Genomic DNA, 25,533 nt, shown 5'->3' with positions numbered 1-25,533 from the left:
AATATAGGGACTTTACAAGGAACCCGTTATTTCTTTGTGACAGTTATTCAGGCAACTCCAGTGCTGAGTTTCTGCATGTATTCCTTGTCAAAATATTCATCCCTGGAGAGCAGTGACCAGATAATGACCAGCAGGTGGCGTGCTATGGCTACGGTACACTTCTGCTGCTTCTTGCCCCGTTGCCTCAACCGCCAGAACTTGTTGTAGAATATTGATCCCCGTGTCCTTGATGCTCCCCATGCCGCTTCCATTAAAGCTTTACGCAGATATTTGTTTCCGTGCGTGATTTTCCGGCTTTTGATCTTTCCCGCACTTTCATCGTTGCGGGGCCTGAGCCCCGCCCATGAAACCAGGGCGGCCGCAGTGGCGAACAGGGTCATGTCGGTTCCTATCTCGGAGATGATGATGGCGGCCGACTGCTCCTTGATGGCCGGGATGCTTTGCAACAGCGTGAATGCCCTGTCATAATGCTTTTTGCATAACTTGACCATTTCAATAAGGCATGTCTGTTTCTGTGCCTGGTGCATCTTTAAAGCCTCCATGTATTGTTTGAGCAAATCGATATCGGCCTGTTGGACGTAACCTTCGAGGGAATCACGCACCGTGTCGCGGCCATGCTTGTTCAGGGTCCTGCCGTGTATGAGCTTGACCAGCTTATCTGCCGAGCGTTCCCCTTCGAGCAGGGCGCCCACGACTTTTTGGTAACTTTTGCCGTCTATGTTGGAGACATAGTTGCTGATGCGGATATTACAGCTTTGAAGGATCATGTCGACGCGTTGTTCACAGCGTATGATATCCTTGTTTAACTCGTTAATGCGGCGACCGTACAGGCGTAGTTGCTGGATCATCGAGTCAGGGACAAAACTGTTCCGCACCAGTCCTTTCAACAGGGCCGTGGCAATCCATTGGGCATCCTTCACATCGCTCTTGCGCCCGGGAAGTTGTTTGAGGAACTGGGGATTGACAAGGTACATCCGGAAATCCTTCTCGAGCAAATGCCAGACCGGTTTCCAGTAAATGCCGGTACTCTCCATGCAAACTTCACTCACGTAATGGGACTTGAGCGTATTGCACAACCCTTTAATCTCACGGGTGGAAACTCCAAACTTCCTTTCACTTTTTTTGCCCTGTTCGTCCAGAATACACATGAATATGCTATCTTTGTGGATGTCAAGGCCGCAGACTGTTCTCATAATGTTATGTTTTTAAATTAAACTTTGTGCCTAGAGCACGTTAATTACTTATAGAACGCTGTGGCCTTGATTTTTATTTGCTCGTGTATAAAATCTCGACTTTTTTATTTAAGTTTGCAACAGAATGAAAGGAAACCATAATACATACATAAAAACTCTGACAATAACCGCAATCATCTTAATTATGATATTGCAGGGTATATGGCTATACTATGCGTATTCAATACATCGAGAACAACTTTTAGCCCATGTGAATGAATCTTTCAAAATATCGGTAGATATTGAAATGCTGATAAGGGAAAATGCAAGTAAAAACCTCTTCTTAACTAAAAAGGATGATACAAATGTATTGGAAAGAGGAGTCGGAATTATAGATACTGATTCGATATCAGCTTTAGGCACCTCCGTTTCTCTTATGTTTCAAGAATATTTATTTCAAAATCAATTTTATATTTCATTGCCGGATGTAGATTCTCTTTTTCACTCCGAAATAAACAAACAACATATTGAAGGCGAGTTTATCATCAATCGCCTTAACCCGATTACCGGCGAAGTACTGGAAACGACCGGTAAAAACGAAACCGGCACACTGAAAGGCGCCATGGCTTCAACCATTATTCCTATCCGCATGGACGGGAGCGAGGGGATGCAGGTATTACTGGTATCGCCTTATCGTACTATTTTCCGGCAAATGACTTTTATCCTCATCCTTTCGCTTTTGCTGGTCATCTTTGTGGGATATGCCATGTTTTACCAACTCCGTTCAGTGATAAAGGAAAAACATCTGCGTCAACTGCAAACCGATTTCTCCAATGCGCTTATTCACGATATGAATACGCCGCTACAAACCATTGCACAAGTCAACGCTCTACTCAAAGATGACCGTATCAGCCATCATCCGGAGAAAAGAAATACGTACATCCATCTCGCACAACAGCAAATACTCAACCTGCAAGCGATCATCGACCGGATATTGACGATAGCACGTGCCGAAAACACACGCTTGGAAGTGAATCTTACGCTCCTCTCCGCTAAAGAAATCATTCTGCCGTTGGTGGAAAAATTTCAAGTGCAGGCAAAAAAACAAGTTACCTTCACGACGGACTTCATACCCGAAGACATCCTTTTTCAAGCCGACCGCACACTACTCACCAACGCCATAAGCAACGTTATCGACAATGCCGTGAAATATTCGGGACCGTCGGTAACGATCGATATCCGGTGCGAGCAAATAGACAACGATGTATATATTTACATAAAGGATAACGGGTACGGGATATCGAAAAAAGACCAGGAGAAAATTTTTGCAAAGTTCGAACGGGGAAAAGCCGTAGAACGCAAGGAAGCCAAGGGATTCGGACTCGGGCTTAGCTATGTAAAACGCGTGATGGAAGCCCATCTGGGTACGGTAAATTTATTCAGCCGGGAAGGAAAAGGAACGGAATTTGTGTTATATTTGCCTTTCAGAAAAGAAAAGTAACCATTCATTAGCAATGCGATATGATAAAGATTCTTTTGGTCGAAGATGATGAAGCCTGCGCGTATACTATACAAGGCGGGCTTGAATTGATCGGTGATTATGCCGTGATTCGGGCAAAAGACGGAGTGGAAGGTTGGAGTCTGTATTGTACAGAAAAACCGGATGTCGTCGTTTCCGATATCGAAATGCCTTTCATGGACGGAGGGGAACTACTCAAAAAGATCCGTGCCGACAATCCTTCGGTGGTGGTCATCATGGAATCGGGTAAAACCACTCCGAAAAGTGTCGTTGAAAGTTTAGAGTTGGGCGCAGATGATTATATCAAAAAACCGTTCATCGCCGAAGAACTGCATGCCCATATTCAGGCTATATTCAGAAGACTCCATATCCGTACGAATGAAAATCAGGAAGACTCTCCGGCGACGGTTGTCCGTATAGGAAAGTACCGGTTCGACGTACACGAGAATATGTTAGAAATAGGCATGCAAACAATCAAACTTACCGACCGGGAAGCGAATATCCTGCAAATGCTTTACGACCGCAAAAACACAATCGTGCCGCGTAAAGAGATACTCTCCTCTTTTTGGAAAGATGAAAATGATCCTTTTCATTCACGGAGCCTCGATGTGTTTATTTCCAAGTTACGGAAATACCTTTCATTCGATCCGTCGGTCAAAATCGTGGTTACACGTGGAAAAGGGATAAGGTTGATTGACTGAATGCGATAAGGTTCTTTTCATTATCAATTCACAATAAAAATAGAGCATCAGTTGCTCAAATTTACAATTAACTGATGCTCCATAACGTATTGTATTCTATCTCTTTTTCGTATCCTTAGCCTTTTTCATTACCGTTAAACGGGGAAAATAATTATTCGTCGCTGCTCATCGACACCTCCACGCGGTTTCCCTGTCCGAACAATCGATCGGCAAACTGTCGTAAGGATGCTTCGCTGAGGCTTTCCACCTGTTGCAGGTAATCCTTTTCCAAATCGACCTGATACACGTAATATTGCCACGTATTTTTCAACGCATATTCATTCTTCCGCTTATTATCGGTATGTTGCTTCACCATATATTCCTTTACTTTTTGCAACCGGGCAGCGGCCGGACCGTTTTGCCGGATACCATCTACGATACCATTCATGGTTTCCACCAGTTCCGTCCGTCGGCCGGGATCGGTATCGAATTGGAACTGTAGCGTAAATCCTTCCACCGGCAGTTTCTCCGCTTCGTGACGTACCCTCACGCCGTATGTTCCGCCTTTTTCTTCGCGTATCTGATCGGTAAATTCCATTTGGAAAAGTTGCGCCAATGCATCGAGATACACAGTGTTTTTTACATCGTACGCCATACCGCCGGTATATACGATGGCCGTAGTGGCTTTCGGCGTTTCCAGCGTGCGCGTAAAACTGTTGGTATAAAATCCTTTACGAGTGGGCAACTCTTTGATTTGCGGTTTTTCGCCCGACGCACTTCCGGGCAGGGAAGCGATATATTGTTCCACCAATGGCTTCAACTGTTCGCCCGATACATTCCCGGTGAAAGTAAAAGTATAACCGGAGGCATCGGCAAAACGGCTTTTGTAGAGTTCAAGCAGTTTATCGTAATTGCAGGCATCGATTTCCTGCGCCGTCGGAATCGTCATACGGGGGTTGCCAAAGTACATGGCGCTCATCAACGAATCGGTAAACACAAACTCCGGATTACCGGCAAGCGTGGGCAATATTCCTTTCAATCTGCCTGCAAGCGACTGATACGCCTTATCATCCTTCCGTACAGAGGTAAAGTTGAGATAAATAAGTTGCATGAGCACCTCCAAGTCTTTACTATTGCTCTTGCCGTCAATCGATTGATTGTATTGCTTTACGCTGAAAGAGACTTCGGCATTTTTACCGGAAAGATTTTTCTTGAGGTCGGTCGCGCTGAAGTTGCCTAATCCGCCCACCGTGGCCAAATCGTCCATCAACTTGATCTCCGCAAGATACCGGTCGTCAAACGAAGATGTCCCGCCAAGGGCGAATCCCGACAACAAAATTTCATCTTCCTTATAATCGGTGTTTTTTACAACAACTCTCGCACCGTTCGAGAGTGTCCAGACCAGCGTTTGCCTATCCCCGTCTTTTTCTTCTTTCACGATTTCCCCTTTCGCCGGAAGAGTGGCCAACAAGGGTTCTTTCACCGTATTGTCCTTATAAGCCGCAAGTTGCTCGCCATCGACGGAGCGGATGATTTCGCGCATTTCCGCTTCGGACGGATAGGTTTCCTTTTCATTTCCCATAATCACTAACACCCGGTTTTTATCCGATACCAATTGCTGCATGATTTGGTTGACAGCTTCCAAAGGGATAGCCGGCGTCAGTTGTTGCGCCAAAGCATAACGGTCTTCCAATGATGGAATCGGTTCGTTTTTAAGAAAATGAGCGATATATTGCGTGACATAGAAGTTGTTTTGTTGCTTTTCGCGTTCGTTGTACTGCTTTTCGAGCTTGCTCAGGTAATTGGCCTTAGCCCGTTCATATTCGCCTTCGGTAAACCCGAAGTCACGCGCCCTTTTCACTTCTCGCAACATGACGGCAATGGCCGTATCGGCCTTGTTAGGATTAGCTACACTGATCACCTGCAACGCGTCCTTCGTTCCTACGCCGAAATACGAACTGTTATTAGCCAATCCGAAAGCGAAGGGTGGATTGCTTTCCTGTAACAATTCTTGCAAACGGTCGTTGAGCATTTGACCGATCATTTGTGTTACATACTGATAAACAAAATAGTCCATAGTTGTTTTTTTATCGGAGGAAACCGGATTCCTTTTGTAGGCGAGCATGATATTGTTCATCGGTAACTCTTTATCGACTGCTAGGGCGACGATTGGTTCGCCGTTGTCGGGAATCTGCTCGTAGATGCGCTCGGCGGGATTTTCCGCTTTCGGAATCGATGAAAAAAGGGTTTTGATTTGCTGCTCGATGGCGCGGGCATCTATATCTCCTGCGACTATTATTCCCTGTAGATCGGGGCGATACCATTTGTGATAATAATCGCGCAAGACTTGCGGTTTAAAATGATCCACCACACTCATTAACCCGATGGGCATGCGCTGTGCATATTTGCTGTCTCTGAATATGGCAGGCGCAATCGAATCGATAAGCCTTTGAGCGGCATCCCGGCTAGTACGCCATTCCTCATGGATCACCTTCCGTTCCTTCTCTATTTCGTCATCAAGCAAGAGCAACGCATTGGCCCAGTCGTGCAAAATAAGTAGGCACGATTCCACGGCGCCGGTAGTGGTGGTCGGCACATCATTTATATTATAGATGGTTTCATCCATTCCCGTACCAGCGTTCAAGTTGGTTCCGAACTTCACGCCGATCGTTTCCAGATAAGAAATCAAACTCTGACCTTCTTTTCCTCCGGGAAAATTTTTCGTACCGTTAAATGCCATGTGTTCGAGGAAATGGGCGAGCCCCCGCTGATTTTCTTCTTCCAGGATAGAACCCACTTTTTGGACAATATAAAAATCGGCCCGGTTTTCGGGAAGTTTATTTTCCCTGATATAATATGTCAGCCCGTTATCCAGTTTCCCGATTATAACATTCGTATCCACCGGAATGGGCGGCATTTGTTGCGCATGGATTCCAAGAGAAAGGAATAGCATGCCGCTCGTAATAATTGAAAATAATAAATGCTTCATAACTAATTGAAATAATTTATGTGAATGATGCCGTGAAGATAAGGCTTTTATACGATACGGTAGGTTAACGGAAGGTTATATAACGTTCCGTTAACGTTGATAAAGAGGAAACAGCACTTTTAGAATCGCTATGATCTGTCGCCACTTAGTACTCCTCCGAAAAGCGGTTGTTTTCCTTCTCCCCGGTTCAGATAGAATACAGAATCATTCTTTACCGCTATCTTATAAGCCTGTTTTAGATTACTTGAAACTTCGTATAACGAATCCTTTTCCAGATCGATGACGATTTTTTGAATACCGAGATGATCAAAAGAGGCTAAAAAAAATTTCTGCACTTCTGCCTCTGTAACCGTTTTTATTTCTCCTTTCTGTCCGGCATATAAATGTATATCGGATATGGAATATGAGCCGTGATAGACGTAGCTGTAGATCTTTTCGGATGCTGGGGACACAGGTTCTTCCCTTTGACAGGATATCAATAAAATAACAGCTAACAAAAGATTGATTTTTGTTTCATGCCGTTTTGAATTCTAATCACTTAAATACCTTCTTTCGAGAATGCCTTTTTCAAAATAATAAATTATTTTTACTCAATTTGTTGTTTAAATTTATATGTGCAAAAGTAGTACTTTTGGTTGATTTCATAGGTTAAAACAACGTTATTTTACACGAATGATTATTATATTAGTGCATATCTTTATAGCATAAAAAGATAATAATTGCCAGAGAAAACAAATTCAATATCAGAGAGATGCTTTTTTCTTCAAAAAAGAAAAAAGCAAGTATATTAAAAACGATTAGAAACAACGCAATTATAACGATAACCTTTTTCATTATTTTAATTAATAAATTAGCAAGAAAGCACTAAAGAAGAAATAAATAAATTTTTCATGCAAAAATAAAGCTTCTCCGTGCAATATCCTTGCACGGAAAGAATATTTTATGGATCTGAAGAAATAAATCCGTTTATGTATGTATTTCCAGCCAACAGGTACATAAAATTCCGACTTTTTTATCTAAGTTCGTATTAAATTTCGCCGTCGCGAAAATAACGGCGGCGGTAAAAGCAATAGTCGGGCGCAGGCGTAAAATAGAAACTGCTTGCCTCACTCTTGAAAATAGGTAATTCAACTTTCGAAAGGACTTGTTATCCTGTTTTTCAGGTTTTATTCAGAATTCCGATTAATTTTGCAGTCGGAAATAAACAAAAGAATATGAAAGTGTTGATTATTGAAGATGAGCCTTCGATGCGCGAGATTCTCGAACGGGCGCTAACCAAAGAGCGTTTTGTCGTGGAAACAGCCGAAGACTGTTCTTCCGCCATGCGAAAGTTCGGCGTCTACGACTACGATTGCATTTTGTTGGACATCATGCTCCCCGACGGTAACGGCCTCGAACTGTTGCAACAGATCAAAAAGATGGGAAAAAAGGATCGGGTGCTTATCATTTCAGCGAAAGACTCGATCGACGATAAGGTGACGGGGCTAAATTTGGGCGCGGACGATTATCTCGCAAAACCGTTCCATATAGAAGAACTGGTTGCCCGGGTGAAAAGCCTCATCCGTCGAAACAACAACAGTCAAACAAGGCTCTCTTTTGCCAATATCGACATAGACGAGTCAGCTTTTCAGGCATTTGTGGATGATCGGCCGTTGGATTTGAGCCGCAAAGAATACGATATCTTGTTGTTTTTCATGTACCGTCCCAACCGGCTTATCCATAAAGAAGCGCTGGCCGAAAATGTGTGGGGCGACCATATCGATCAAACCGATAACTTCGATTTTATCTATGCGCAAATTAAAAATGTGCGCAAAAAACTCTCCGAATCGGGCGCTTCGGCCGAAATAAAATCGGTTTACGGGTTCGGATACAAATTTGTCGAGACATGAAGCTGATTTATAAAATCATTGGGAGTATCTCTCTTTCCGTCTTCTTCTTGCTCGGCGTATGGGCATTGTTGACTTACTTTACGTTAATGAAGGAGTTGAATGATGAGATGGACGAATCGCTCGAAGACATGGCTGAAATGGTGATCAAACAATCATTATCGGGGAATATGCCGGATCCCTCAAAGACATTCGGATCGCCTAATTTGGTCATCGCGGAGGTTACGCCCGGTTATGCCGAAGCGCATCCGGATAACCGCTTTTCGTCGGAAACCTTTTATTTGTCGGAAATGGAAGAAACCGTTCTTTCGCGCGTATTGCGCACGGTTTTTCAGAATCCCGACGGGCGGTTTTATGAAGTGATCGTCGCACAGCCTTCCTTCGAAAAAGACGATTTCGCAGAGTCGCTGCTTTACCTCATCGTCCTTTTATACACGTCGATGCTTATCCTGTTGATCGCGGTAATCGTCGCCGTGTTCCGCCGCAACATGCGTCCTTTTTACAAGGTGATACACTGGCTGGAAAACTATAACCCCCACACCTCGAATAAGCCGCTCGACAATCCGACGAACATTTCGGAATTTCAAAAACTGAATCGTACCGTGACGGACTTCACCCGCAAGTCGCAGGAAGCCTTCGAACAGCAGAAAGAGTTTATCGGTAATGCTTCACACGAAATGCAAACGCCGTTGGCCGTATCGATGAACCGATTGGAAATACTTGCCGATGAGTCTCCGACCCTATCGGAAAACGATTTAAACGAAATCATGAAGACGCGCCACACGCTTAACCAAATCATCAAAATGAATAAAAGCTTGCTGTTGCTTTCGAAAATCGATAACGATCAGTTTCCCGAAGCCGCCCCTATTTCATTCGACGTTTTGGTGGAAAAGCATCTCGGGATATTCGCGGAAGCGTATTCGCACAAAAACATCCGGGTAAAAACGGATATTCGCGAAGCATTTATCCATACGATGAACGATTCGCTGGCCGATATCATTGTGGTTAACCTGCTTAAAAATGCATATATCTACAGCGATGCGGGCTCGGAAATATCCGTCAGCATGACGCCGGATGCATTCGTCGTGAGCAACACGGCTCCGGACGGGCCGTTGGATGAAGAAAAGATCTTCGAACGCTTTTACCGCCAAACGACTCTAAAAGGGTCTTCCGGATTGGGACTGGCCATCGCAAAAGGAATTGGCAAGATCAGCCGCTTGCAAATAGACTATGCGTATCGTGAAAACCGGCATGTTTTTACGGTATCCAAACAATAAAAATCGATTCGATCGACACATTTCAGATTCTATTCAGATTTGCATCCTACCTTTGCCGTATAGTTAAAACAAAAAGAACCATTATGAGAACAAAAAACATTTTATTAGTAAGCCTTTTGGCTGTATTGGGATTGGTATTCCAAAGTTGTGACGATAAGAATGATGAAAAGAATATTCAATTCGCCGATCTCCCTTCGGTGTCGAAAACACTGGTGAACACGCATTTTGCAGATAAAAAAGTAGCGAGCGTGATGAAAGATAACGAGTTTATGGACAAGTCGTACACCGTATTCTTCACCGACGGCACCAAAGTGGAATTTGAAAAAAACGGCGAATGGGATAGCCTCGAGTCACCCGAAGGCGTTCCTTCGAGCATCATTCCCTCGAAGATTAGGGCATACGTTACCGAAAACTATCCCGACGAAAAAGTGATTACCATCGAGCGGGACCAAAGCGACAAGGAAATAGAAGTGGAACTGTCTAACCGGTTCGATTTGATTTTCGATGCAACGACACACGAATTAAAGAAAATGGACTAACCCCTAAAAAATAAACAAATGAAAAAAATTCTTTTAATAAGCGCTTTATTAATAAGCGTATGGGCTGTAAAAGCCGACAACAGAGACCAGCAGATCGCGTTCGCGCAATTACCGAAAAGCGCTCAAACGTTTGTCGAAAAACATTTTTCGAAAGACAATATATCCGTCATATTTAAGGATATCGACCGTACATCCGTTTCGTACGAAGTATATTTTAAAGACGGGGGCGAAGTGGAATTTTCCTCCAACGGCGATTGGAAAGATATCGACTGCAAGCGTTCGCAGTTTCCACAATCGATTTTGCCGGCGAAAATTTACTCTTTTTTGACTCGGAATCATAGCGATTTACGCATTATTACCGTGGAAAAGAAGAAGTTGGGTTATGAAATCGAAATGAATAACGACTTGGAAGTTAAGTTCGACCGATCGGGCAACTTCCTACGCTACGAAGACTGACAGCCGTCGTTCTATGGCTTAACGGTGAAAGGGGCAAAAAGCGTCCTCTTTTACCGTTTTTCCTTTAACAGCTCTTGTATACGCTGCAACTTCTTTTGCCGGTCGAAAGAAAAGGTGCGGCTGTCAGCATCGATATACACAAGAAGCGCATGTAGTTTAGAAAGTTGTTCCCGGAATACCGGGCGGTTTTCGGCTTCGATACAAACTAATTCCGAAAGTATTTCGATACGGGCCAGCCGCTCTTCGCCTTGATACGTCGCTTCAAAATAAGAGATAATAGACCCGACATCTTTCTCCCGAAAAAACGATGGCGTCTCTTTTAGAAAAGTACGATGCATCTCCTCGTTAAAATCAAGAAACGTCCGTTCCTTCTCTTCTATCGTACCATGAATCCATTGGTCGAAAGACTTGAAGAACAAATCGAGTAATCTTAATATATAATCTTGTTGATACATCGTGATAGTTGACAACCGGAGACGCCGTTCCGGGCGACATCCCCGGTAAATTGAAAGCGGTCCGACCTTTTAAAGGTTGAACATGAAAAATCAATCTACATATCTTTCATTGAAAGGCCTTTATACTTTATGTCATATCCTTTTAATCCATCGGTTGCATTCATACAATAAAGCCCTTTTTCCCTTAGCTTACCCTTATTTATATTGGTCTCGTTCCGCTTGATTTCAATCACCTCTGCTGTTTTATCGAGTTCATTGACAGCTATTAAATCTATTTCATGTTCTCCTTTTCTGTCCCAATATCCGCCGATGCGTGTAAAATGCATCTGCTCCATATACTGAGTGCGAAAATAGCGTTCCAAAATCTTCCCGCTAAAGGTGGAATAATCATGAATAACCAGATGTTTCAATTGTTCAAACGCTCCTATTTCGACCATATAACTATACTTGTATATAAACCGGAACCAAAATGTAAGAAAATTATCTTCTATTGTATAGCGTACATTCTTCGTTTCCACTTTAGAGAAAATAGGAAGTACTTTAGAAATCAATCCATAATCATGTTCCAATTTGGTTAGATACCCCCCGATTTCGCGATTGACAACGGCTTCTATCTTTGACCTTGTAGTTTCGCCCCTTGCAATAGCCGAAAGAATCGTAAAGTAATTGGCATATTCTTTGCCAAATTCTTCTATAAGCATATTTTTACCTTCCGGAATAAACGTCGAATCTTCTTTAATGATATAATCCAACATTTCCTCCAACGTATAGGAACCGGAATCCATCAACAATTGAATATACTTTGCAACGCCTCCGGTAAAAGTATACAGAGCGAGTAAATCTTCTGAAGTATAATCCGGATGATGATCGGCGAGAATCTCTTTCAATATCGAGGTCTCGAACGGTTTCACCTTTAGCAACGCTGTCGCACGGCCGAACAAAGGTTCTTTCGAATTCTGGAATATCTTATGCATCAGCGAATGAACGGAGCCGCTCAAAAGCAAATTCATCTTGCTCGAGTCTTTATTCACGTCCCAATAATGCTGAATGTCGCTATAGACAGAGGGAGCAATCGTATAAAATTCTTGAAATTCATCGATAATAAGATTGAAAGGCTGCGTTTTGGAAAGCTCCATCAGGAATTTGAAAAGTTCTCCAAAACTGTTCACTTCCCCCAGAATAGGAATCCCCAATTTATCTTTTATTTCATGGACAAAATCCTGACATAAAAAACGCTCAGACTTTCGGGCTACAAAAAAATAGAGTGTCGGTTGTCCTTCCGTGGCTTTTAAGAGCAAGTGCGTTTTACCTATTCTCCTGCGTCCGGTAATAACGGTCATTTGAGCATTTTTCACCGACTGTTTTTGAACATTCAGAAGCAGCGCTATTTCTTTTTCTCTATTATAAAAATCCATAATAAACTTTTTTACAAGGGAAACCTGAACTTCCGAAACAATCATTTCCGAAATAGCCGTTTCCGATTACAAATATAGAAAATCCTTTTGAGAAAAATAAAACAGTTAAGTTTCGCAAGTTATTTCATCCCAAAGTTTACAGTTGCCGGTCTACTCTCCATTCTCCATTCTCCATTCTCCAACCTCCAACCCAATCATATCGACACGATTCCGTTTCGTATACAATAAAAAGTAAGTCCCGAAACAGTTTTCACACCGGTTTTACGAATGATTTTTTTGCGGTGGGTAAGCACGGTATTCAAACTGATATTGAGTTTTTCGGCAATCTCTTTATTCAAAAGCCCTTGAATGATGAGTTTCAGTATTTCTATTTCCCGCTTAGTCAAATCTTTTTGGTTTCCGGTGTGATGGATAGACGGTTCCGGGAGAAAAGAATTTTCTAAAAATTGCTTGCGAGCAGAATCCAACTCTTTGAGTTTCGGTCGAAGTATTCGGTCACACAACCGATCATGGGCGGCAAGATCCTTTTCCAGCGACGACACGGAGAAGATAACGGCATAACACAGGTTTTGATTGTTTTCGGAAGAAATATGTTTAATAAGGATATTCTTTAAATCGTGCAGAAGCTCATTGCGGAAGTTTCCCTCTTCACTCAATCCATTCTCGATGTGCCCGGTCAATTCTTTTTTAAACTGCACGAACAACTCATGTAAGAGCAGCAACTCTTTATTCCCCGGCCCGCTAATCGCGATAAAAGCATTCAAATGCTTCTCGATATTGGGTACCAGATCCCGTATATAGTTCGTTATAGTTTGCTTAAAATACGCGGCAATCAGTTCGGCATCGAATAAAGGAAGGTCTTTTTCCGGATAGTAATTATCATCTAAATAAACATTTAACACGGTCAATATAAAGTCGGGGTTAAGACGATATTCGCGGCATAAATCGCCAATCGTTTTATCCCCCACCCCTAAGCGTATGCCGAATCGATTGACCACGGGGATCAATTCATTATGTTCGGCAAGCACTTCAGCCAACACGCTATGTATGGTTAATACAGACATTTCAAAACAGTTCTACGGTTCGAGGTTGGATTTTCGTTTAAAACGATATTGTGATTGATAATTTTTATAAAGATGGCTAAAGGCATCTAAAGGATGAAACAACAACATCCTTGGGCCGGCAAAGCGCATAACCTTTTTTATACGCTCACGCATATCGGGCTTATAACAATGAATAGGACAAGATCCGCAAGTAGGCTTCTCTTCACCGAATCGGCAATGATCCAACCGCTTCATTGCATATCGATCCAAAGCAAGGCACTCATCGCACAACCCTGATGCGGTGTGATGTTTTGAACGACAATACAATCGAATCATTTTATGTACGACCACCTTTTCGTCTTCGTTCATATCCTCTTGTTTTCTAACAGCGTGTAAAAATACAGGTTTTGCGTCGGTTATCCAAATCATTTTTTTCCCTACCGGCGGCGTCGCTCCTAGCGATTGGACAAAACTGTCTAAAAAGTTATGTAACAAATTTGTAGCAAAATCTTATTTTTAACTTAACCGGAAAAGAGGCGTTTTATCTGTTTTTAGCGGTAATATTGCACCGTGAAAGAAAAAACGGATAATACATTCATACAATAGCATCAATTCTGAAGCAATATGAAACGTGTCGCATATTTTTTATTTCTCGCAAGTAGTCTTTTTTTATCATCCCTGAATTTTATGACAGCTCAAACAATCAAAACAAAAATAGGGGTTATATCCGACCTCCATTATACGCATCCTTCATTAATTGTAGAAAAAGGAGCGGCGCTGGAGAATTATTTAAGTAACGATCGTAAACTTCTTGTCGAAAGCGAAGCCATCCTCAAAGAAGCCGTGGCAAACCTTTTAGCAGAAAACGTAAATATAGTGCTCATCCCGGGTGACTTGACGAAGGATGGGGAAAAAGTGAGTCACCGGGGTGTAGCACATTTATTAAAGCCTTTACGCGAAAAAGGCATAAAAATCCTTGTCATTCCCGGCAATCACGATATTAATAATCCAGAAGCCGTTCGTTTTCATGGCGACAGTACACAGCAAGTCGAAACGATTTCGGACGAAGAGTTCGGCGAAATTTACACCGATTACGGGTATGGCAATACCATCAGTCGCGACAAACACTCGCTAAGTTATGTTAGCGAGCCGGTCGACGGGCTCAGAATTCTATGTTTAGACGCCTGCAAGTATGACCAAAATACGTTTGTATCGCTCGGGGACTCGCACGATGAATGTATCACGGGAGGCGCGCTGAAACCCGAAACGGTAGAGTGGCTACGTACCGAAATGCAAGTAGCTCGCATTCTTGGCAAACAAGTTCTCGGAATGATTCACCATAATGTGATTGAACATTTCGCTTATCAATCGGTATTTGCGACGCCTTATTTAGTCGATGATTTTACAAAAGTGCAACAATACTTCATGGAATACGGGCTAAATATTATTTTCACGGGGCATTTCCATTCTTCCGATATCGCCCGTGTCAGTAACCCGTATGGGCAGTCGCTTCACGAAATCGAAACCGGATCGATCGTCACCTATCCTTGCCCGTACCGGATTATCGATATAAACGGCGAAAACATGGCGATCGAAACGAAATATATCGAACATATCGATTATCCGCTGCCCGAAGGAATGGATTTTCAAACGTATGCGGCACAGCAGATAGAAAGAGGTTTCAACGAAATGCTTCGGGGGTTCATTCACGAATACTACCCTACATTTCATGCCTATGTTCCCCGATGGGCGCGGTCGTTTGTAACCATTCCCCATGCAGAGGAACTGACGGACATCGTTATGTCGCACCTGTCCCCGTCGGCGTTGAATATGCTGCTGGCGCACTACCGCGGAAATGAAAATCTTTTGGATCGTACATCCATCAATAAACAGGAACTTCTCCAGAATCTCGACGACCTCATCGATGATTTGGCGGAAGCGACCACCGGAAAAATGTCGGCCTTGACAAAAAGTGTAGTCCATAAATTACCGATTATAAAGAAAGTAAAGGCTTCTGCAATAAGTATCTGGGAGAATGTCGCGACTCCCGAAAGCGTCGCCGCCAACGAATATACTGGAGGTAAAAGTCAGGAACAACTTGCGATAAATGATTTAAAATTGCAATTACGCTTCAGCGTCCCCTCGGAATATGAATCCCATTACACGCATATTCATATTCAGTCGAAACGGCAAGAACATTACGCACCGCAATTATCAGAAAATAAAAAGAACTAACTATATTTTTCATTCTCTCTATAATTAAGGTGACTGGCCTCCTATCGATAGTCACAATGTTTCAGCCCGCAAGCGATTTGTAGGCTGTTTTTTTTACGCCCAAAGAATCTGTTTCAAGTTGTTTCACGATTCAAAAAGAGTTCTTTTTGAAGGCGAAGAATATCCTAATTACAGCCTTTCGTAAGAAATTTAAACCGTTTCTCAATAAATCCGAAACTTAGCTGCGAAAACCGCTTAAAATAACAATAGATTTTCTACCTTTGTATTCCTTTTTCAAAGAATGTATATATGTCACAGAAAATTCAGACAGCTCTTATCTCCGTTTTTCATAAAGACGGTTTAGAAGAGATTCTTCGCGTATTAAACGATTTGCATGTAAAATTCATTTCGACCGGAGGTACCCACGACTTTATCCAATCGTTAGGATATGAATGTCAAACGGTAGAAGACCTCACCGGATACCCCGCCATATTAGGAGGACGTGTTAAAACGCTCCATCCGAAAGTTTTCGGTGGAATCCTTTACCAACGCGATAATGAGTCGGATAAGAAACAGGTGAAATCGTATGATATTCCTACAATCGATTTGATAATCGTCGATTTATATCCTTTTGAAGAAACCCTCGCAGCCGGAGGAACGGAAGAAGAAATTATCGAGAAAATAGATATCGGCGGCATATCGCTTATCCGGGCAGCCGCAAAGAACTATAAGGATGTCCTCATCGTGGCTTCTAAAAAACAATACATGCCTTTGCTCAATTTATTGAAGGAAAGTCAAGGAAGCAGTACTATTGACGACCGCCGTTTTTTTGCAAAAGAGGCTTTTGGCGTTTCGTCGAAGTATGATTCGGCCATCTTCGAATATTTCGATCAAGAATCGCACTCGGCTCTGCGCCTTGCAGTCGACAATGGGAAGACGCTCCGATACGGAGAGAACCCTCATCAAAAAGGCCTTTTTTACGGTGACTTCGATGCGCTGTTCGAGCAACTGCATGGCAAAGAAATATCCTACAACAATCTTCTCGATATCGATGCGGGCATCTCCCTGATGGCCGATTTCAACGATACTTCGGTCGCCATTCTCAAGCATAACAATGCCTGCGGCATGGCTAGCCGGCCGACGGTAAAAGAAGCTTGGGATGCAGCATTAGCCGGCGACCCGGTTTCGGCTTACGGAGGAATTGTAGTGATCAATAAACCGATAGACAAAGCCGTTGCGGAAGCGATTCATCAAATTTTCTTCGAAGTGATTATAGCACCCGATTATACAAAAGAAGCATTAGATATTTTGTTTCAAAAGAAAAATCGTATAATTTTGAAACAAAAATCGATAGAGACAAACAAAACGCCTTGGCTATACCGTTCGGCTTTGAATGGTATACTCGCACAAGAAAAAAATGAAAGTGTCCAATCGGTAAATGATTTGAAAACGGTTACCAAGACAGCCCCGACAGCAAGGGAAACAGACGATTTGATTTTTGCCAATAAGTTGGTGAAACACACCAAGTCCAATGCCATCGTCTTGGTAAAGAATAAGCAATTGGTCGCTTCCGGAACCGGCCAAACATCGAGAGTGGATGCATTAAAACAGGCCATTGAAAAAGCCGGAATATTTCACTTCGACTTAAACGGCGCGGTCATGGCCAGTGATGCATTTTTTCCATTTCCGGATTGTGTGGAAATCGCTCACAAGGCCGGAATAACCGCCGTTATACAACCCGGAGGATCTATCAGAGACAATGAATCCGTTGATTTTTGCAACGAAAAAGGGTTGGCGATGGTCGTAACGGGTATCCGGCATTTTAAACATTGATTAAGGTATAACTATTGTAATAAACAGCAGAGGTATGGGGTTATTTTCATTTACACAGGAATTGGCCATGGATCTTGGAACGGCAAATTCCATTATCGTAAACAACGCAGGAAAGATATTATTGGACGAGCCTTCTATTGTTGCGCTTGATCGCAAAACAGAAAAAATGATCGCTTTAGGCGAAAAAGCTCGCCAAATGCATGGCAAAACGCATGAGAATATCCGTACGGTCAGGCCTTTGATCGACGGTGTGATCGCCGATTTTAACGCCGCGGAGCAAATGATACGCGGCATGATTAGGATGGCAAACAAAAACAAAGGGGGACTTTTTACGCCTTCTTTGCGGATTGTGGTGTGTATCCCTTCGGGGAGCACGGAAGTCGAAATACGTGCCGTGCGAGACTCGGCAGAACATGCTGGGGGACGCGATGTATATATGATCTTCGAACCGATGGCGGCAGCCTTGGGGATAGGTCTCGACGTAGAAGCTCCCGAAGGGAATATGATTGTCGATATAGGCGGGGGCACAACCGAAATTGCAGTGATTTCGCTGGGAGGTATCGTAACGAATAAGTCCCTCAAAATTGCAGGGGATGATTTCACCGAAGATATTCAGGATTATATGGGACGTCAACATAACATGAAAGTTGGGGAACGAACATCCGAACTGATAAAAATAAGTGTCGGCTCTGTGTTGACGGAATTAGCGAATCCCCCCGAAGATTTTATTGTGCAAGGACCTAATCGTATGACTTCTTTGCCGATGGATATCCCTGTCTCTTATCAGGAAATTGCCCATTGCCTGGAAAAATCACTCTCTAAAGTTGATTCTGCTGTGGTCAGCGCATTGGAACAAACACCTCCCGAATTATATGCCGATATTGTACGCAATGGCATTTATCTTACCGGTGGGGGCGCTCTCCTCAGAGGACTTGATAAGCGTCTGACGGACAAGATTGGGATTCCGTTTCGTGTTGCCGACGATCCTTTGCATGTGGTAGCCAAAGGAACGGGCATCGCTTTGAGGAATATCAATAAATTTAATTTTTTGATGAGATAATCGGCTTATATGCTATAGGTTTTGTCTATTAGATTACCACAGGGTACATCGCGGAGAAGTCAGGCTTGATTGAGAAGGATGCTGTGAAAGCTAATTGTCAATAATGGATAGCTAAGGGTCAACGCTTGATATGAGGAATCTGCTTAATTTCATTTTGCGAAACAGTCATTGGTTGGTAGCAATTGTATTAATTGCTTTCAGCTTTTATCTTGTTTTCACACAGAACTCTTATCAGAGAAGCGTTTATCTTACCTCCGCAAATAATGTGACCGGTTGGATTTATACCGCATCGAACAATGTCTCTTCTTTCTTTTATTTAAAGAAAAATAATCGTCAATTGCTCGAACAGAATGCGGAACTCCAAAATCGCCTTTACGCTTTACAATCCTACGTGGAAAGTTTGCCGACAGACTCCTTGGAGGTGAAAGCTTTTGCATCGGATAGTATTCAACCGGAGCAATTCCGGTTTATCCCTGCTGAAGTCGTAAATCTCAGTTTTTCGGGAATGAATAATTTCATGACTATTAATATGGGTTCGGCCGAAGGGGTCAGGACGGATATGGGAGTCATTTCACAAACGGGAGTCGTAGGAGTGATATCGAAAGTATCCGAACACTTTTCTCTCGTCATTCCCGTTATCAACCCCAGGTTCCGGTTAAGTGCGAAGTTGAGCGATTCGGAGAATTACGGCTCGGTTTCCTGGAACGGTAAAAATATTCGTTTCGCCCAACTGCAAGAATTGCCCAAACACGAACAGTTTAATAAGGGAGACACCGTACTGACAAGTTTCTCTCGAATTTTCCCGAAAGATGTTGTTATAGGCTTTGTCAGCGGGCAAGGGGCGTCTCTCGACGATAACTTCAATACATTCGATATTGAGTTGGCGACTGATTTTTATACGATCCGCAATGTACTGGTCATCGATGACCGGTTTAACGAAGAGCAAAACACACTTGAAATGTCTTTACAATGAAGCTGAGTTATATTTACGAAGTGTTTTTACTGGCTTTGCTTGTTTTGCTGCAAACATTATTGCTGAACCGGATTCATTTATTTGGTGTGGCAACACCTGTCTTATATATCTATTTCCTCCTGAAGCTGCCTATCGGCCGGAATCCGTTTTATGTGATCATTTCGGGTTTTATGATGGGATTGCTAATCGATATATTCCTGAACACCCCCGGTATGAATGCTGCCGCCACGACTATTGTGGCTGCTTTTCGCAAACCTGTTATCAATCTTATTTTCGGCAGAGAAGATTATGAGCAGTATGTCCCCGGTATCCATTCATCAACCGGGCCTTTCGTACGCTTTACGATTCTGATGGTGGTGTTTCATCAAACCCTTCTTTTTTTTATTGAATCATTTACTTTCTTTAATATTACGCATACGTTACTGCTCATTATATCGTCATCTCTTATTACATGCATATTGATTTTCGCATTAGACAGTTTAACCCATAACAGCAATCCCCGTGAACAGTCATAATCCTCTATTTAAAAGAAAATATGTCATAACGGGTATTATTATCGTTTTTGCACTAATTTATATAGGACAATTATTCCATTTACAGATATTAAGCCCTAAGTATCGGGAATATGCCGATAGCCACGCATTTCTGCGCAAGACGTTATATCCGGCAAGAGGCGCCATTTATGACCGGAAAGGCGAATTACTCGTTTACAATCAACCGACGTATGATGTGATGATGGTTGTACGTGAGATGGAAGCCTTTGACACAATCGATTTTTGCCGGACGTTGAATATCGACAAGCAACGTTTTTATCAATTAAACGCGGAGATGAGAGACCCTCGTAAAAATCCGGGGTATTCCTCCTATACGCCTCAAATATTCATGTCCCAACTCAATGTGGAAGAGTACGGGCTTTTACAAGAAAAATTATATAAATTCCCCGGCATTTACATTCAACATCGTACGGAACGCCAATACAAATATCCCAACATGGGATTAATACTCGGCTATATAGCGGAAGCGAATAAAAATGAAATAGCTGCTAATCCCTATTATATACGCGGCGATTATGTCGGAAAATCGGGAATCGAACTATCGCATGAGGAAGACTTGCGCGGTGAAAAAGGGGTGGAAATACTTCTTCGCGACGCCCACGGCCGTATTCAGGGTAAATATAAGAATGGAGAATACGACAGGGCGCCGGTATCGGGACGCGATCTAACTCTCAGTATCGATTTAGACTTACAGGCTTACGGTGAACTGTTGATGCACAATAAAGTCGGCAGCATCATCATGATTGAGCCCAAAACAGGCGAGATACTTTGTATGATATCTGCGCCTAACTACGATCCGTCTTTGCTTACCGGACGCGATTTCGGGAAAAACTATCAATCGTTGGAAAAAAACCCGTATAAACCGTTAATCAACCGGGCGGTTGCAGGGACTTACCCCCCCGGATCGACTTTCAAACCGGCACAAGGGCTTATCTTTCTACAAGAAGGCATTATTACGGAACAAACACAATATGTTTGTTACCATGGATATCCTCCATTAGGAGGAAAACCGGCTTGTCACGGTCATGCCTCTCCCCTGGCCATCCAATACGCTTTAGCAACATCCTGCAACTCTTTCTTTTGTTACGGATTAAATGCAATGCTCAGCAACCGGACAAAATATTCCGATGTTAATAATGCATTCGATCACTGGAAAGATCATATGGTAGATATGGGGTTCGGATATAAATTGGGAGTCGATCTTCCTTCTGAAAAAAGAGGGTTTATCCCCAACAGCAAGTTTTACACCAATATTTTTAAAAATTCGCGCTGGAATGCTCACAATATTATATCCACCGCTATCGGTCAAGGAGAAATCCTTACCACTCCGCTACAGATAGCAAATTTTGCAGCAATGACGGCAAACAGAGGGTATTTTTATACTCCTCACGTTGTAAAAGAACGAAAAGGGGCACCATTGGATACGGCTTTTACCAATCGTAGAAATAGTGAAATAGCCCGGGAATATTTCGAAATTATTGTCAATGGCATGGCCGATGCGGTAACCAAAGGTACTTGCTATGGAGCAAATTTAGCGCCCGAGATTCAGGTATGCGGCAAAACCGGTACGGCGCAAAATCCTCATGGCGAAGACCATTCGCTCTTCATGGGCTTTGCTCCGAAAGACGATCCGCAGGTGGCGATTGTCGTGATTGTCGAAAACGGACGTTTTGGGGCAACGAATGCCGTACCAATAGGACGGTTGATGCTGCAAAAATTCTTTAAGGGGGAAATTCCCGAGACCGATAAATGGTTGGAAAAAACGATGATCGATAGAGTCGTTCTCCCTTATTTATATACTAAAAACGCACCTCCGGCAACAACGGTGACAATACCTGCTGCAAATTAAAATATGAACAGAGAAACGACGGAAACAGAAGAAAAAGGAAAGGTCGATATGCCGACCATAATACTGTACTTACTATTCCTGGTGATGGGTTGGATCAGTATATATGCGGCGAGTTTCGACTTGGAAAACGCGACAAGTATGTTCGATTTGTCGAGTCGTGCCGGTATGCAGTTGGTATGGATAGGGACATCTTTATTACTGGCTTTCGCTTTAATGAAAATAGATACAGGTTTTTACGAAACCTACGCTTTTATTTTCTATATCGGCGGCATCGCATTACTGTTGATTACGCTTCTTGTCGCACCGGAAATCAACGGTAGCCGTTCGTGGTTAGTGATGGGGCCGGTACGCTTGCAACCGGCCGAATTTATGAAATTCATCATTGCGCTGGTTCTTGCGAAAGCTTTCAATTCATACAATTTCCGATTGATGAAGCCTAAAAACTTACTGCTGGTGTCTTCCATCATTTTGTTGCCTTTTATCCTGGTCGTCCTCCAAAGCGAAACCGGAACGGCTTTGGTATACTTGGCTTTTATAATGATGCTCTACCGGGAAGGTCTTCCGGGTGGATTTTTACTTATCGGCATTTCGACGATCATTTATTTTGTACTGGGTATTCGGTTTTCGGAAACATTCGTAGGTTCCATTTCCCTTGGGGAATTCATTACGACATTGCTTATTATCGTTTTTGCGGCTGGAATGGTTCGGAGCTATTTGAAAAGGCGGGAAGTGAGCGCTATTATACTAACGATACCTGTTGTTCTTTTTCTCGTTGCATTTTTAATCTCCTTATTTGGAGTGAAAGTCAATTATGGGTTCGTCGCGTTACTTTCATTGGGACTAACCGGATTATATCTCATACTGTTGTTTCTTCGATTTTGGAAAAAACCGTACTTGTATATTTTCCTTTTTGTCGTAGCCTCTTTTTCATTCGTCGAATCGGTAGAATATGTTTTTTACGATGTGCTGCAACCTCATCAGCAAACGCGAATTAAAGTGACTCTCGGTATGGAGCAGGATCTCCAGGGTTCGGGATACCATGTGGGACAGTCGAAAATAGCGATCGGTTCCGGAGGATTTGCCGGCAAAGGTTTTTTAAATGGTACACAAACAAAATTAAAGTATGTACCGGAACAAGATACGGATTTCATTTTTTGTACGATCGGTGAAGAACAGGGATTCATAGGATCTTCCATCGTTTTGATTTTATTTGTAATCTTTATTTTAAGGCTTATTTATCTGGCAGAACGTCAACGAACGATATTCGGGCGTGTGTATGGTTATGGAGTGGCGAGTGTTTTCCTCTTTCACCTTATCATCAATATAGGCATGGTTATTGGCATCATGCCGGTCATCGGGATACCGCTTCCTTTTTTCAGTTACGGTGGATCATCGCTATGGGGATTCACTATTCTGCTGTTTATTTTCCTGCGAATCGATAAATCACAAAAACGAATGTAAAGAAGGATGAGGAGGAATTGCTTCACGTCTTTAGACGTTAGACATTCGACCTTAGACTTTTCATTCATAATTCGTAATTCGTCATTCGTAATTTGTAATTCGTAATTTGTAATTCGTAATTAGTCATTTGGCCGCCGCAATAATGAAATATACCGCTTTAATAACAGGGGCTTCTAAAGGCATTGGGTTTGAATTAGCCAAACTATTTGCCAAAGAAGGATGTAGTTTAATTTTAGTAGCTCGGAATGCAGACCAACTGCAACAGATAAAATCATCCTTCGAAAAAGATTATAAAATATCGGTACAGGTAATCGTAAAGGATTTGTCATTACCCGATGCCGCAGAAGCAATTTTCCGGGAAGCCGAAGCGCCTCATATTACTTATTTGGTCAATAATGCCGGATTCGGAGATTTCGGCCCTTTTGCAGATACCGAATGGGAACGTTATGAGCGGATGATACAATTAAATATAACCACCCTTACGCGGTTGTGTCATCTTTTCATTCAAAGGGAATCGTCTCAAAATAACAGGCAAATAACGCGGCGAATTTTAAATGTATGTTCAACGGCCGCGTTTCAACCGGGGCCGATGATGGCGGTGTATTTCGCAACAAAAGCGTATGTTTTGCACTTTTCCGAAGCTATCGGCTATGAGGTAAAAAATAGAGGAATTACGGTTACATCATTATGTCCGGGTCCGACCGGCACCTTCTTCATGGAAGATTCGAACATGAAAAAGAGTTCTATGGTGAAAGGGCGTAAACTTCCCATGGCTGCGGATGTCGCAAAAGTAGGTTATCAGGCGATGTTGAAAGGAAAGTCTGTCGCTATTCACGGAACACGGAACAAACTCATTGCTTTTGGTGTACGATTGTTGCCTCGCAAATGGGTCACACGTTTATCAGGAAAATTCCTTAAATGAAAAAGTCCTGCCCTAACTCATACATCATACATCATCCCCCACATATTCATCAAAAAGCATTTCAAGCGTACGTACAGGATCCGTCGTAAAACCATGTTGAGGTGTACTCGTCTGCAAACAAGTACTGCGGACAGCCGTCAGCCATCGAAAGCGTTCAACCATATCGAGACGGGATATTTCTCCCCCCCCACTCTCCCCATATGCCATGGTTTTAAAGGAAGCTATCGTTTGCAATAATAAGTCGATATCCAATTCCGACGAATATCCCGAAAGCTCTTCTCTATCGATCTCGTATTTCATGCCGATATATCTTGCCGTTTTGCAAAACAAGATGATTCCGACATTCACGAACTCTCCCCGTTCTACTTTCGGAACCACTCGGATAACGGCATATTCATAAAAAAGCTTTTTGTGCATGGATGGCTTCGTTTAAAAAGATAGTCGAATACTTTAAACGCAATCGGAGAAAATCGTAATAACGTTGGCGAACAGAATCGGGAGTTTCATCAGGTGCCGCCCACCCCACGAATTCGTCGGGAATGAGGGTTACGACTTCTTCTAAAACCAAATCCGAAAGTACCGACTGTGCAGCGACGTTGGCATCTTCCAAATGAAGGGCAAATGGTAACAGAACGTGATCTTTAATCATGGGAAAAGGATTAAGTTCCGGTTGATTTGAGTGATCCCAGTTGTGATGGAAATATAACATCGACCCATGATCGATGAGCCATAATTCTTTATGCCACATCAGCATATTCGTATTCCGTACGGTACGATCGATATTCGTCAGATAAGCATCCATCCAGACAATCTTTGATGCAGTAGCGCAGTCTATTTTCGTTGTGACCGGATCGTAGGCCAATGCGCCGGACAGGAAGCTTAATCCTAAATTCAGTCCCCGGCTCGCCTTGAGCAAATCTTGAATTTCCTCATCGCGCTGGGAGCGCCCGAAAGCTTCATCGAGGTTTATAAACACTAATTCAGGGATATTTAATCCGAGTAATTTTGCAATCACACCGCCTATTAATTCCGAAATCAACACTTTCGTTCCATGTCCCGATCCTCGAAATTTCAGCACATATTTGAAACCGTCATCCGCTTCCACTAATGCAGGCAGAGATCCGCCTTCCCGAAGAGGCGTGATATACCGTGTGACATTTACTGTTCGTAATTCCATTGAATTCTTATTGAATAACCGTGCAAAAAAAGCATCAGACAATTATTCTACGGTAATCA

Annotated in this window: 23 protein-coding genes; 14 read left to right on the top strand and 9 right to left on the bottom strand. The window is 42.8% G+C overall.

What is annotated here, in order from left to right; genetic code table 11:
* Positions 1-47 precede the first annotated feature (47 nt).
* Positions 48-1,193, bottom strand: a complete 1,146-nt coding sequence (locus tag ABNK31_RS07610; RefSeq protein WP_418892990.1) for an IS110 family transposase — start codon at positions 1,191-1,193, stop codon at positions 48-50.
* A gap of 250 nt (positions 1,194-1,443) precedes the next feature.
* Between ABNK31_RS07610 and ABNK31_RS07605 the strand changes: the two genes are divergently transcribed.
* Positions 1,444-2,673 (top strand): sensor histidine kinase, encoded by a 1,230-nt coding sequence (locus ABNK31_RS07605; RefSeq protein ID WP_418895065.1) that lies wholly within the window; start codon positions 1,444-1,446, stop codon positions 2,671-2,673.
* Positions 2,674-2,693: 20 nt separating this feature from the next.
* Complete coding sequence (locus tag ABNK31_RS07600) at positions 2,694-3,392, top strand: response regulator transcription factor (protein ID WP_418895064.1); 699 nt, start codon at positions 2,694-2,696, stop codon at positions 3,390-3,392.
* A 151-nt stretch (positions 3,393-3,543) separates the two neighbouring features.
* On the opposite strand, the gene ABNK31_RS07595 is transcribed toward ABNK31_RS07600, so the two are convergent.
* Both ABNK31_RS07595 and ABNK31_RS07590 read right to left on the bottom strand, forming a co-directional pair.
* Positions 3,544-6,360, bottom strand: a complete 2,817-nt coding sequence (locus ABNK31_RS07595; RefSeq protein ID WP_418895063.1) for a M16 family metallopeptidase — start codon at positions 6,358-6,360, stop codon at positions 3,544-3,546.
* A gap of 128 nt (positions 6,361-6,488) precedes the next feature.
* Positions 6,489-6,812, bottom strand: coding sequence for a hypothetical protein (locus ABNK31_RS07590; protein ID WP_418895062.1), 324 nt, complete (start codon positions 6,810-6,812; stop codon positions 6,489-6,491).
* A gap of 762 nt (positions 6,813-7,574) precedes the next feature.
* Here ABNK31_RS07590 and ABNK31_RS07585 point away from each other — a divergent pair.
* The 4 genes from ABNK31_RS07585 to ABNK31_RS07570 all read left to right on the top strand — a co-directional run bounded on the left by ABNK31_RS07585 (position 7,575) and on the right by ABNK31_RS07570 (position 10,518).
* The gene (locus tag ABNK31_RS07585) at positions 7,575-8,249 is read left to right on the top strand and encodes a response regulator transcription factor (RefSeq protein WP_418895061.1); all 675 of its coding nucleotides are present in this window, start codon (positions 7,575-7,577) and stop codon (positions 8,247-8,249) included.
* Positions 8,246-9,523 (top strand): sensor histidine kinase, encoded by a 1,278-nt coding sequence (locus tag ABNK31_RS07580; protein ID WP_418895060.1) that lies wholly within the window; start codon positions 8,246-8,248, stop codon positions 9,521-9,523. The genes ABNK31_RS07585 and ABNK31_RS07580 overlap by 4 nt, the downstream gene beginning before the upstream one ends.
* Positions 9,524-9,606: 83 nt before the next feature.
* Positions 9,607-10,062: a PepSY-like domain-containing protein gene (locus tag ABNK31_RS07575; protein WP_418895059.1), complete on the top strand. Its 456-nt coding sequence runs from the start codon at positions 9,607-9,609 to the stop codon at positions 10,060-10,062.
* Positions 10,063-10,080: 18 nt separating this feature from the next.
* Positions 10,081-10,518 (top strand): PepSY-like domain-containing protein, encoded by a 438-nt coding sequence (locus tag ABNK31_RS07570; RefSeq protein ID WP_418895058.1) that lies wholly within the window; start codon positions 10,081-10,083, stop codon positions 10,516-10,518.
* A 50-nt stretch (positions 10,519-10,568) separates the two neighbouring features.
* Here ABNK31_RS07570 and ABNK31_RS07565 read toward each other — a convergent pair whose 3' ends face one another.
* From ABNK31_RS07565 to ABNK31_RS07550, 4 genes are all read right to left on the bottom strand, one after another.
* Complete coding sequence (locus tag ABNK31_RS07565) at positions 10,569-10,973, bottom strand: hypothetical protein (protein WP_418895057.1); 405 nt, start codon at positions 10,971-10,973, stop codon at positions 10,569-10,571.
* A 95-nt stretch (positions 10,974-11,068) separates the two neighbouring features.
* A complete protein-coding gene (locus tag ABNK31_RS07560) occupies positions 11,069-12,388 on the bottom strand; it encodes an ATP-binding protein (protein WP_418895056.1) in 1,320 nt (439 codons plus the stop codon).
* A 194-nt stretch (positions 12,389-12,582) separates the two neighbouring features.
* Positions 12,583-13,452: a LuxR C-terminal-related transcriptional regulator gene (locus tag ABNK31_RS07555; RefSeq protein WP_418895055.1), complete on the bottom strand. Its 870-nt coding sequence runs from the start codon at positions 13,450-13,452 to the stop codon at positions 12,583-12,585.
* A 12-nt stretch (positions 13,453-13,464) separates the two neighbouring features.
* Positions 13,465-13,800, bottom strand: coding sequence for a nitrous oxide-stimulated promoter family protein (locus ABNK31_RS07550; RefSeq protein ID WP_418895054.1), 336 nt, complete (start codon positions 13,798-13,800; stop codon positions 13,465-13,467).
* 318 nt (positions 13,801-14,118) lie between these two features.
* Between ABNK31_RS07550 and ABNK31_RS07545 the strand changes: the two genes are divergently transcribed.
* From ABNK31_RS07545 to ABNK31_RS07510, 8 genes are all read left to right on the top strand, one after another.
* Positions 14,119-15,666, top strand: a complete 1,548-nt coding sequence (locus tag ABNK31_RS07545; RefSeq protein ID WP_418895053.1) for a metallophosphoesterase family protein — start codon at positions 14,119-14,121, stop codon at positions 15,664-15,666.
* Positions 15,667-15,954: 288 nt separating this feature from the next.
* The gene (gene purH / locus ABNK31_RS07540) at positions 15,955-17,478 is read left to right on the top strand and encodes a bifunctional phosphoribosylaminoimidazolecarboxamide formyltransferase/IMP cyclohydrolase (RefSeq protein WP_418895052.1); all 1,524 of its coding nucleotides are present in this window, start codon (positions 15,955-15,957) and stop codon (positions 17,476-17,478) included.
* Between the two features lie 34 nt (positions 17,479-17,512).
* The gene (locus tag ABNK31_RS07535; protein WP_418895051.1) at positions 17,513-18,538 is read left to right on the top strand and encodes a rod shape-determining protein; all 1,026 of its coding nucleotides are present in this window, start codon (positions 17,513-17,515) and stop codon (positions 18,536-18,538) included.
* Positions 18,539-18,668: 130 nt separating this feature from the next.
* Complete coding sequence (gene mreC, locus ABNK31_RS07530; RefSeq protein ID WP_418895050.1) at positions 18,669-19,511, top strand: rod shape-determining protein MreC; 843 nt, start codon at positions 18,669-18,671, stop codon at positions 19,509-19,511.
* Positions 19,508-20,026 (top strand): rod shape-determining protein MreD, encoded by a 519-nt coding sequence (gene mreD, locus ABNK31_RS07525; RefSeq protein WP_418895049.1) that lies wholly within the window; start codon positions 19,508-19,510, stop codon positions 20,024-20,026. The genes mreC and mreD overlap by 4 nt, the downstream gene beginning before the upstream one ends.
* Positions 20,007-21,914, top strand: a complete 1,908-nt coding sequence (gene mrdA, locus ABNK31_RS07520; protein WP_418895377.1) for a penicillin-binding protein 2 — start codon at positions 20,007-20,009, stop codon at positions 21,912-21,914. Before mreD ends, mrdA begins: the two co-directional genes overlap by 20 nt.
* 3 nt (positions 21,915-21,917) lie before the next feature.
* Positions 21,918-23,375, top strand: a complete 1,458-nt coding sequence (gene rodA, locus ABNK31_RS07515; protein WP_418895048.1) for a rod shape-determining protein RodA — start codon at positions 21,918-21,920, stop codon at positions 23,373-23,375.
* Between the two features lie 142 nt (positions 23,376-23,517).
* Positions 23,518-24,297 (top strand): SDR family NAD(P)-dependent oxidoreductase, encoded by a 780-nt coding sequence (locus tag ABNK31_RS07510; RefSeq protein WP_418895047.1) that lies wholly within the window; start codon positions 23,518-23,520, stop codon positions 24,295-24,297.
* A gap of 24 nt (positions 24,298-24,321) precedes the next feature.
* Here the strand turns inward: ABNK31_RS07510 and ABNK31_RS07505 are convergent, their stop codons facing one another.
* Together ABNK31_RS07505 and ABNK31_RS07500 are read right to left on the bottom strand one after the other, a co-directional pair.
* Complete coding sequence (locus ABNK31_RS07505) at positions 24,322-24,714, bottom strand: DUF3037 domain-containing protein (RefSeq protein ID WP_418895046.1); 393 nt, start codon at positions 24,712-24,714, stop codon at positions 24,322-24,324.
* Positions 24,692-25,474, bottom strand: a complete 783-nt coding sequence (locus ABNK31_RS07500) for a HipA family kinase (protein WP_418895045.1) — start codon at positions 25,472-25,474, stop codon at positions 24,692-24,694. The genes ABNK31_RS07505 and ABNK31_RS07500 overlap by 23 nt, the downstream gene beginning before the upstream one ends.
* Positions 25,475-25,533: the final 59 nt, after the last annotated feature.

The organism is Limibacterium fermenti (genome assembly GCF_041902845.1).
Classification (GTDB): Bacteria; Bacteroidota; Bacteroidia; order Bacteroidales; family Dysgonomonadaceae; genus Limibacterium; species Limibacterium fermenti.
This window is presented reverse-complemented; position numbering and strand designations above follow the sequence as displayed.

Excerpts from the sequence above, each read along its gene's own strand:
- ABNK31_RS07610 (WP_418892990.1), bottom strand. The coding sequence starts at position 1,193 with ATGAGAACAGTCTGCGGCCTTGACATCCACAAAGATAGCATATTCATG.
- ABNK31_RS07600 (WP_418895064.1), top strand. The coding sequence starts at position 2,694 with ATGATAAAGATTCTTTTGGTCGAAGATGATGAAGCCTGCGCGTATACT.
- ABNK31_RS07595 (WP_418895063.1), bottom strand. The coding sequence starts at position 6,360 with ATGAAGCATTTATTATTTTCAATTATTACGAGCGGCATGCTATTCCTT.
- ABNK31_RS07585 (WP_418895061.1), top strand. The coding sequence starts at position 7,575 with ATGAAAGTGTTGATTATTGAAGATGAGCCTTCGATGCGCGAGATTCTC.
- ABNK31_RS07580 (WP_418895060.1), top strand. The coding sequence starts at position 8,246 with ATGAAGCTGATTTATAAAATCATTGGGAGTATCTCTCTTTCCGTCTTC.
- ABNK31_RS07575 (WP_418895059.1), top strand. The coding sequence starts at position 9,607 with ATGAGAACAAAAAACATTTTATTAGTAAGCCTTTTGGCTGTATTGGGA.
- ABNK31_RS07570 (WP_418895058.1), top strand. The coding sequence starts at position 10,081 with ATGAAAAAAATTCTTTTAATAAGCGCTTTATTAATAAGCGTATGGGCT.
- ABNK31_RS07565 (WP_418895057.1), bottom strand. The coding sequence starts at position 10,973 with ATGTATCAACAAGATTATATATTAAGATTACTCGATTTGTTCTTCAAG.
- ABNK31_RS07560 (WP_418895056.1), bottom strand. The coding sequence starts at position 12,388 with ATGGATTTTTATAATAGAGAAAAAGAAATAGCGCTGCTTCTGAATGTT.
- ABNK31_RS07555 (WP_418895055.1), bottom strand. The coding sequence starts at position 13,452 with ATGTCTGTATTAACCATACATAGCGTGTTGGCTGAAGTGCTTGCCGAA.
- ABNK31_RS07550 (WP_418895054.1), bottom strand. The coding sequence starts at position 13,800 with ATGAACGAAGACGAAAAGGTGGTCGTACATAAAATGATTCGATTGTAT.
- ABNK31_RS07545 (WP_418895053.1), top strand. The coding sequence starts at position 14,119 with ATGACAGCTCAAACAATCAAAACAAAAATAGGGGTTATATCCGACCTC.
- purH (WP_418895052.1), top strand. The coding sequence starts at position 15,955 with ATGTCACAGAAAATTCAGACAGCTCTTATCTCCGTTTTTCATAAAGAC.
- ABNK31_RS07535 (WP_418895051.1), top strand. The coding sequence starts at position 17,513 with ATGGGGTTATTTTCATTTACACAGGAATTGGCCATGGATCTTGGAACG.
- mreC (WP_418895050.1), top strand. The coding sequence starts at position 18,669 with ATGAGGAATCTGCTTAATTTCATTTTGCGAAACAGTCATTGGTTGGTA.
- mreD (WP_418895049.1), top strand. The coding sequence starts at position 19,508 with ATGAAGCTGAGTTATATTTACGAAGTGTTTTTACTGGCTTTGCTTGTT.
- rodA (WP_418895048.1), top strand. The coding sequence starts at position 21,918 with ATGAACAGAGAAACGACGGAAACAGAAGAAAAAGGAAAGGTCGATATG.
- ABNK31_RS07510 (WP_418895047.1), top strand. The coding sequence starts at position 23,518 with ATGAAATATACCGCTTTAATAACAGGGGCTTCTAAAGGCATTGGGTTT.
- ABNK31_RS07505 (WP_418895046.1), bottom strand. The coding sequence starts at position 24,714 with ATGCACAAAAAGCTTTTTTATGAATATGCCGTTATCCGAGTGGTTCCG.
- ABNK31_RS07500 (WP_418895045.1), bottom strand. The coding sequence starts at position 25,474 with ATGGAATTACGAACAGTAAATGTCACACGGTATATCACGCCTCTTCGG.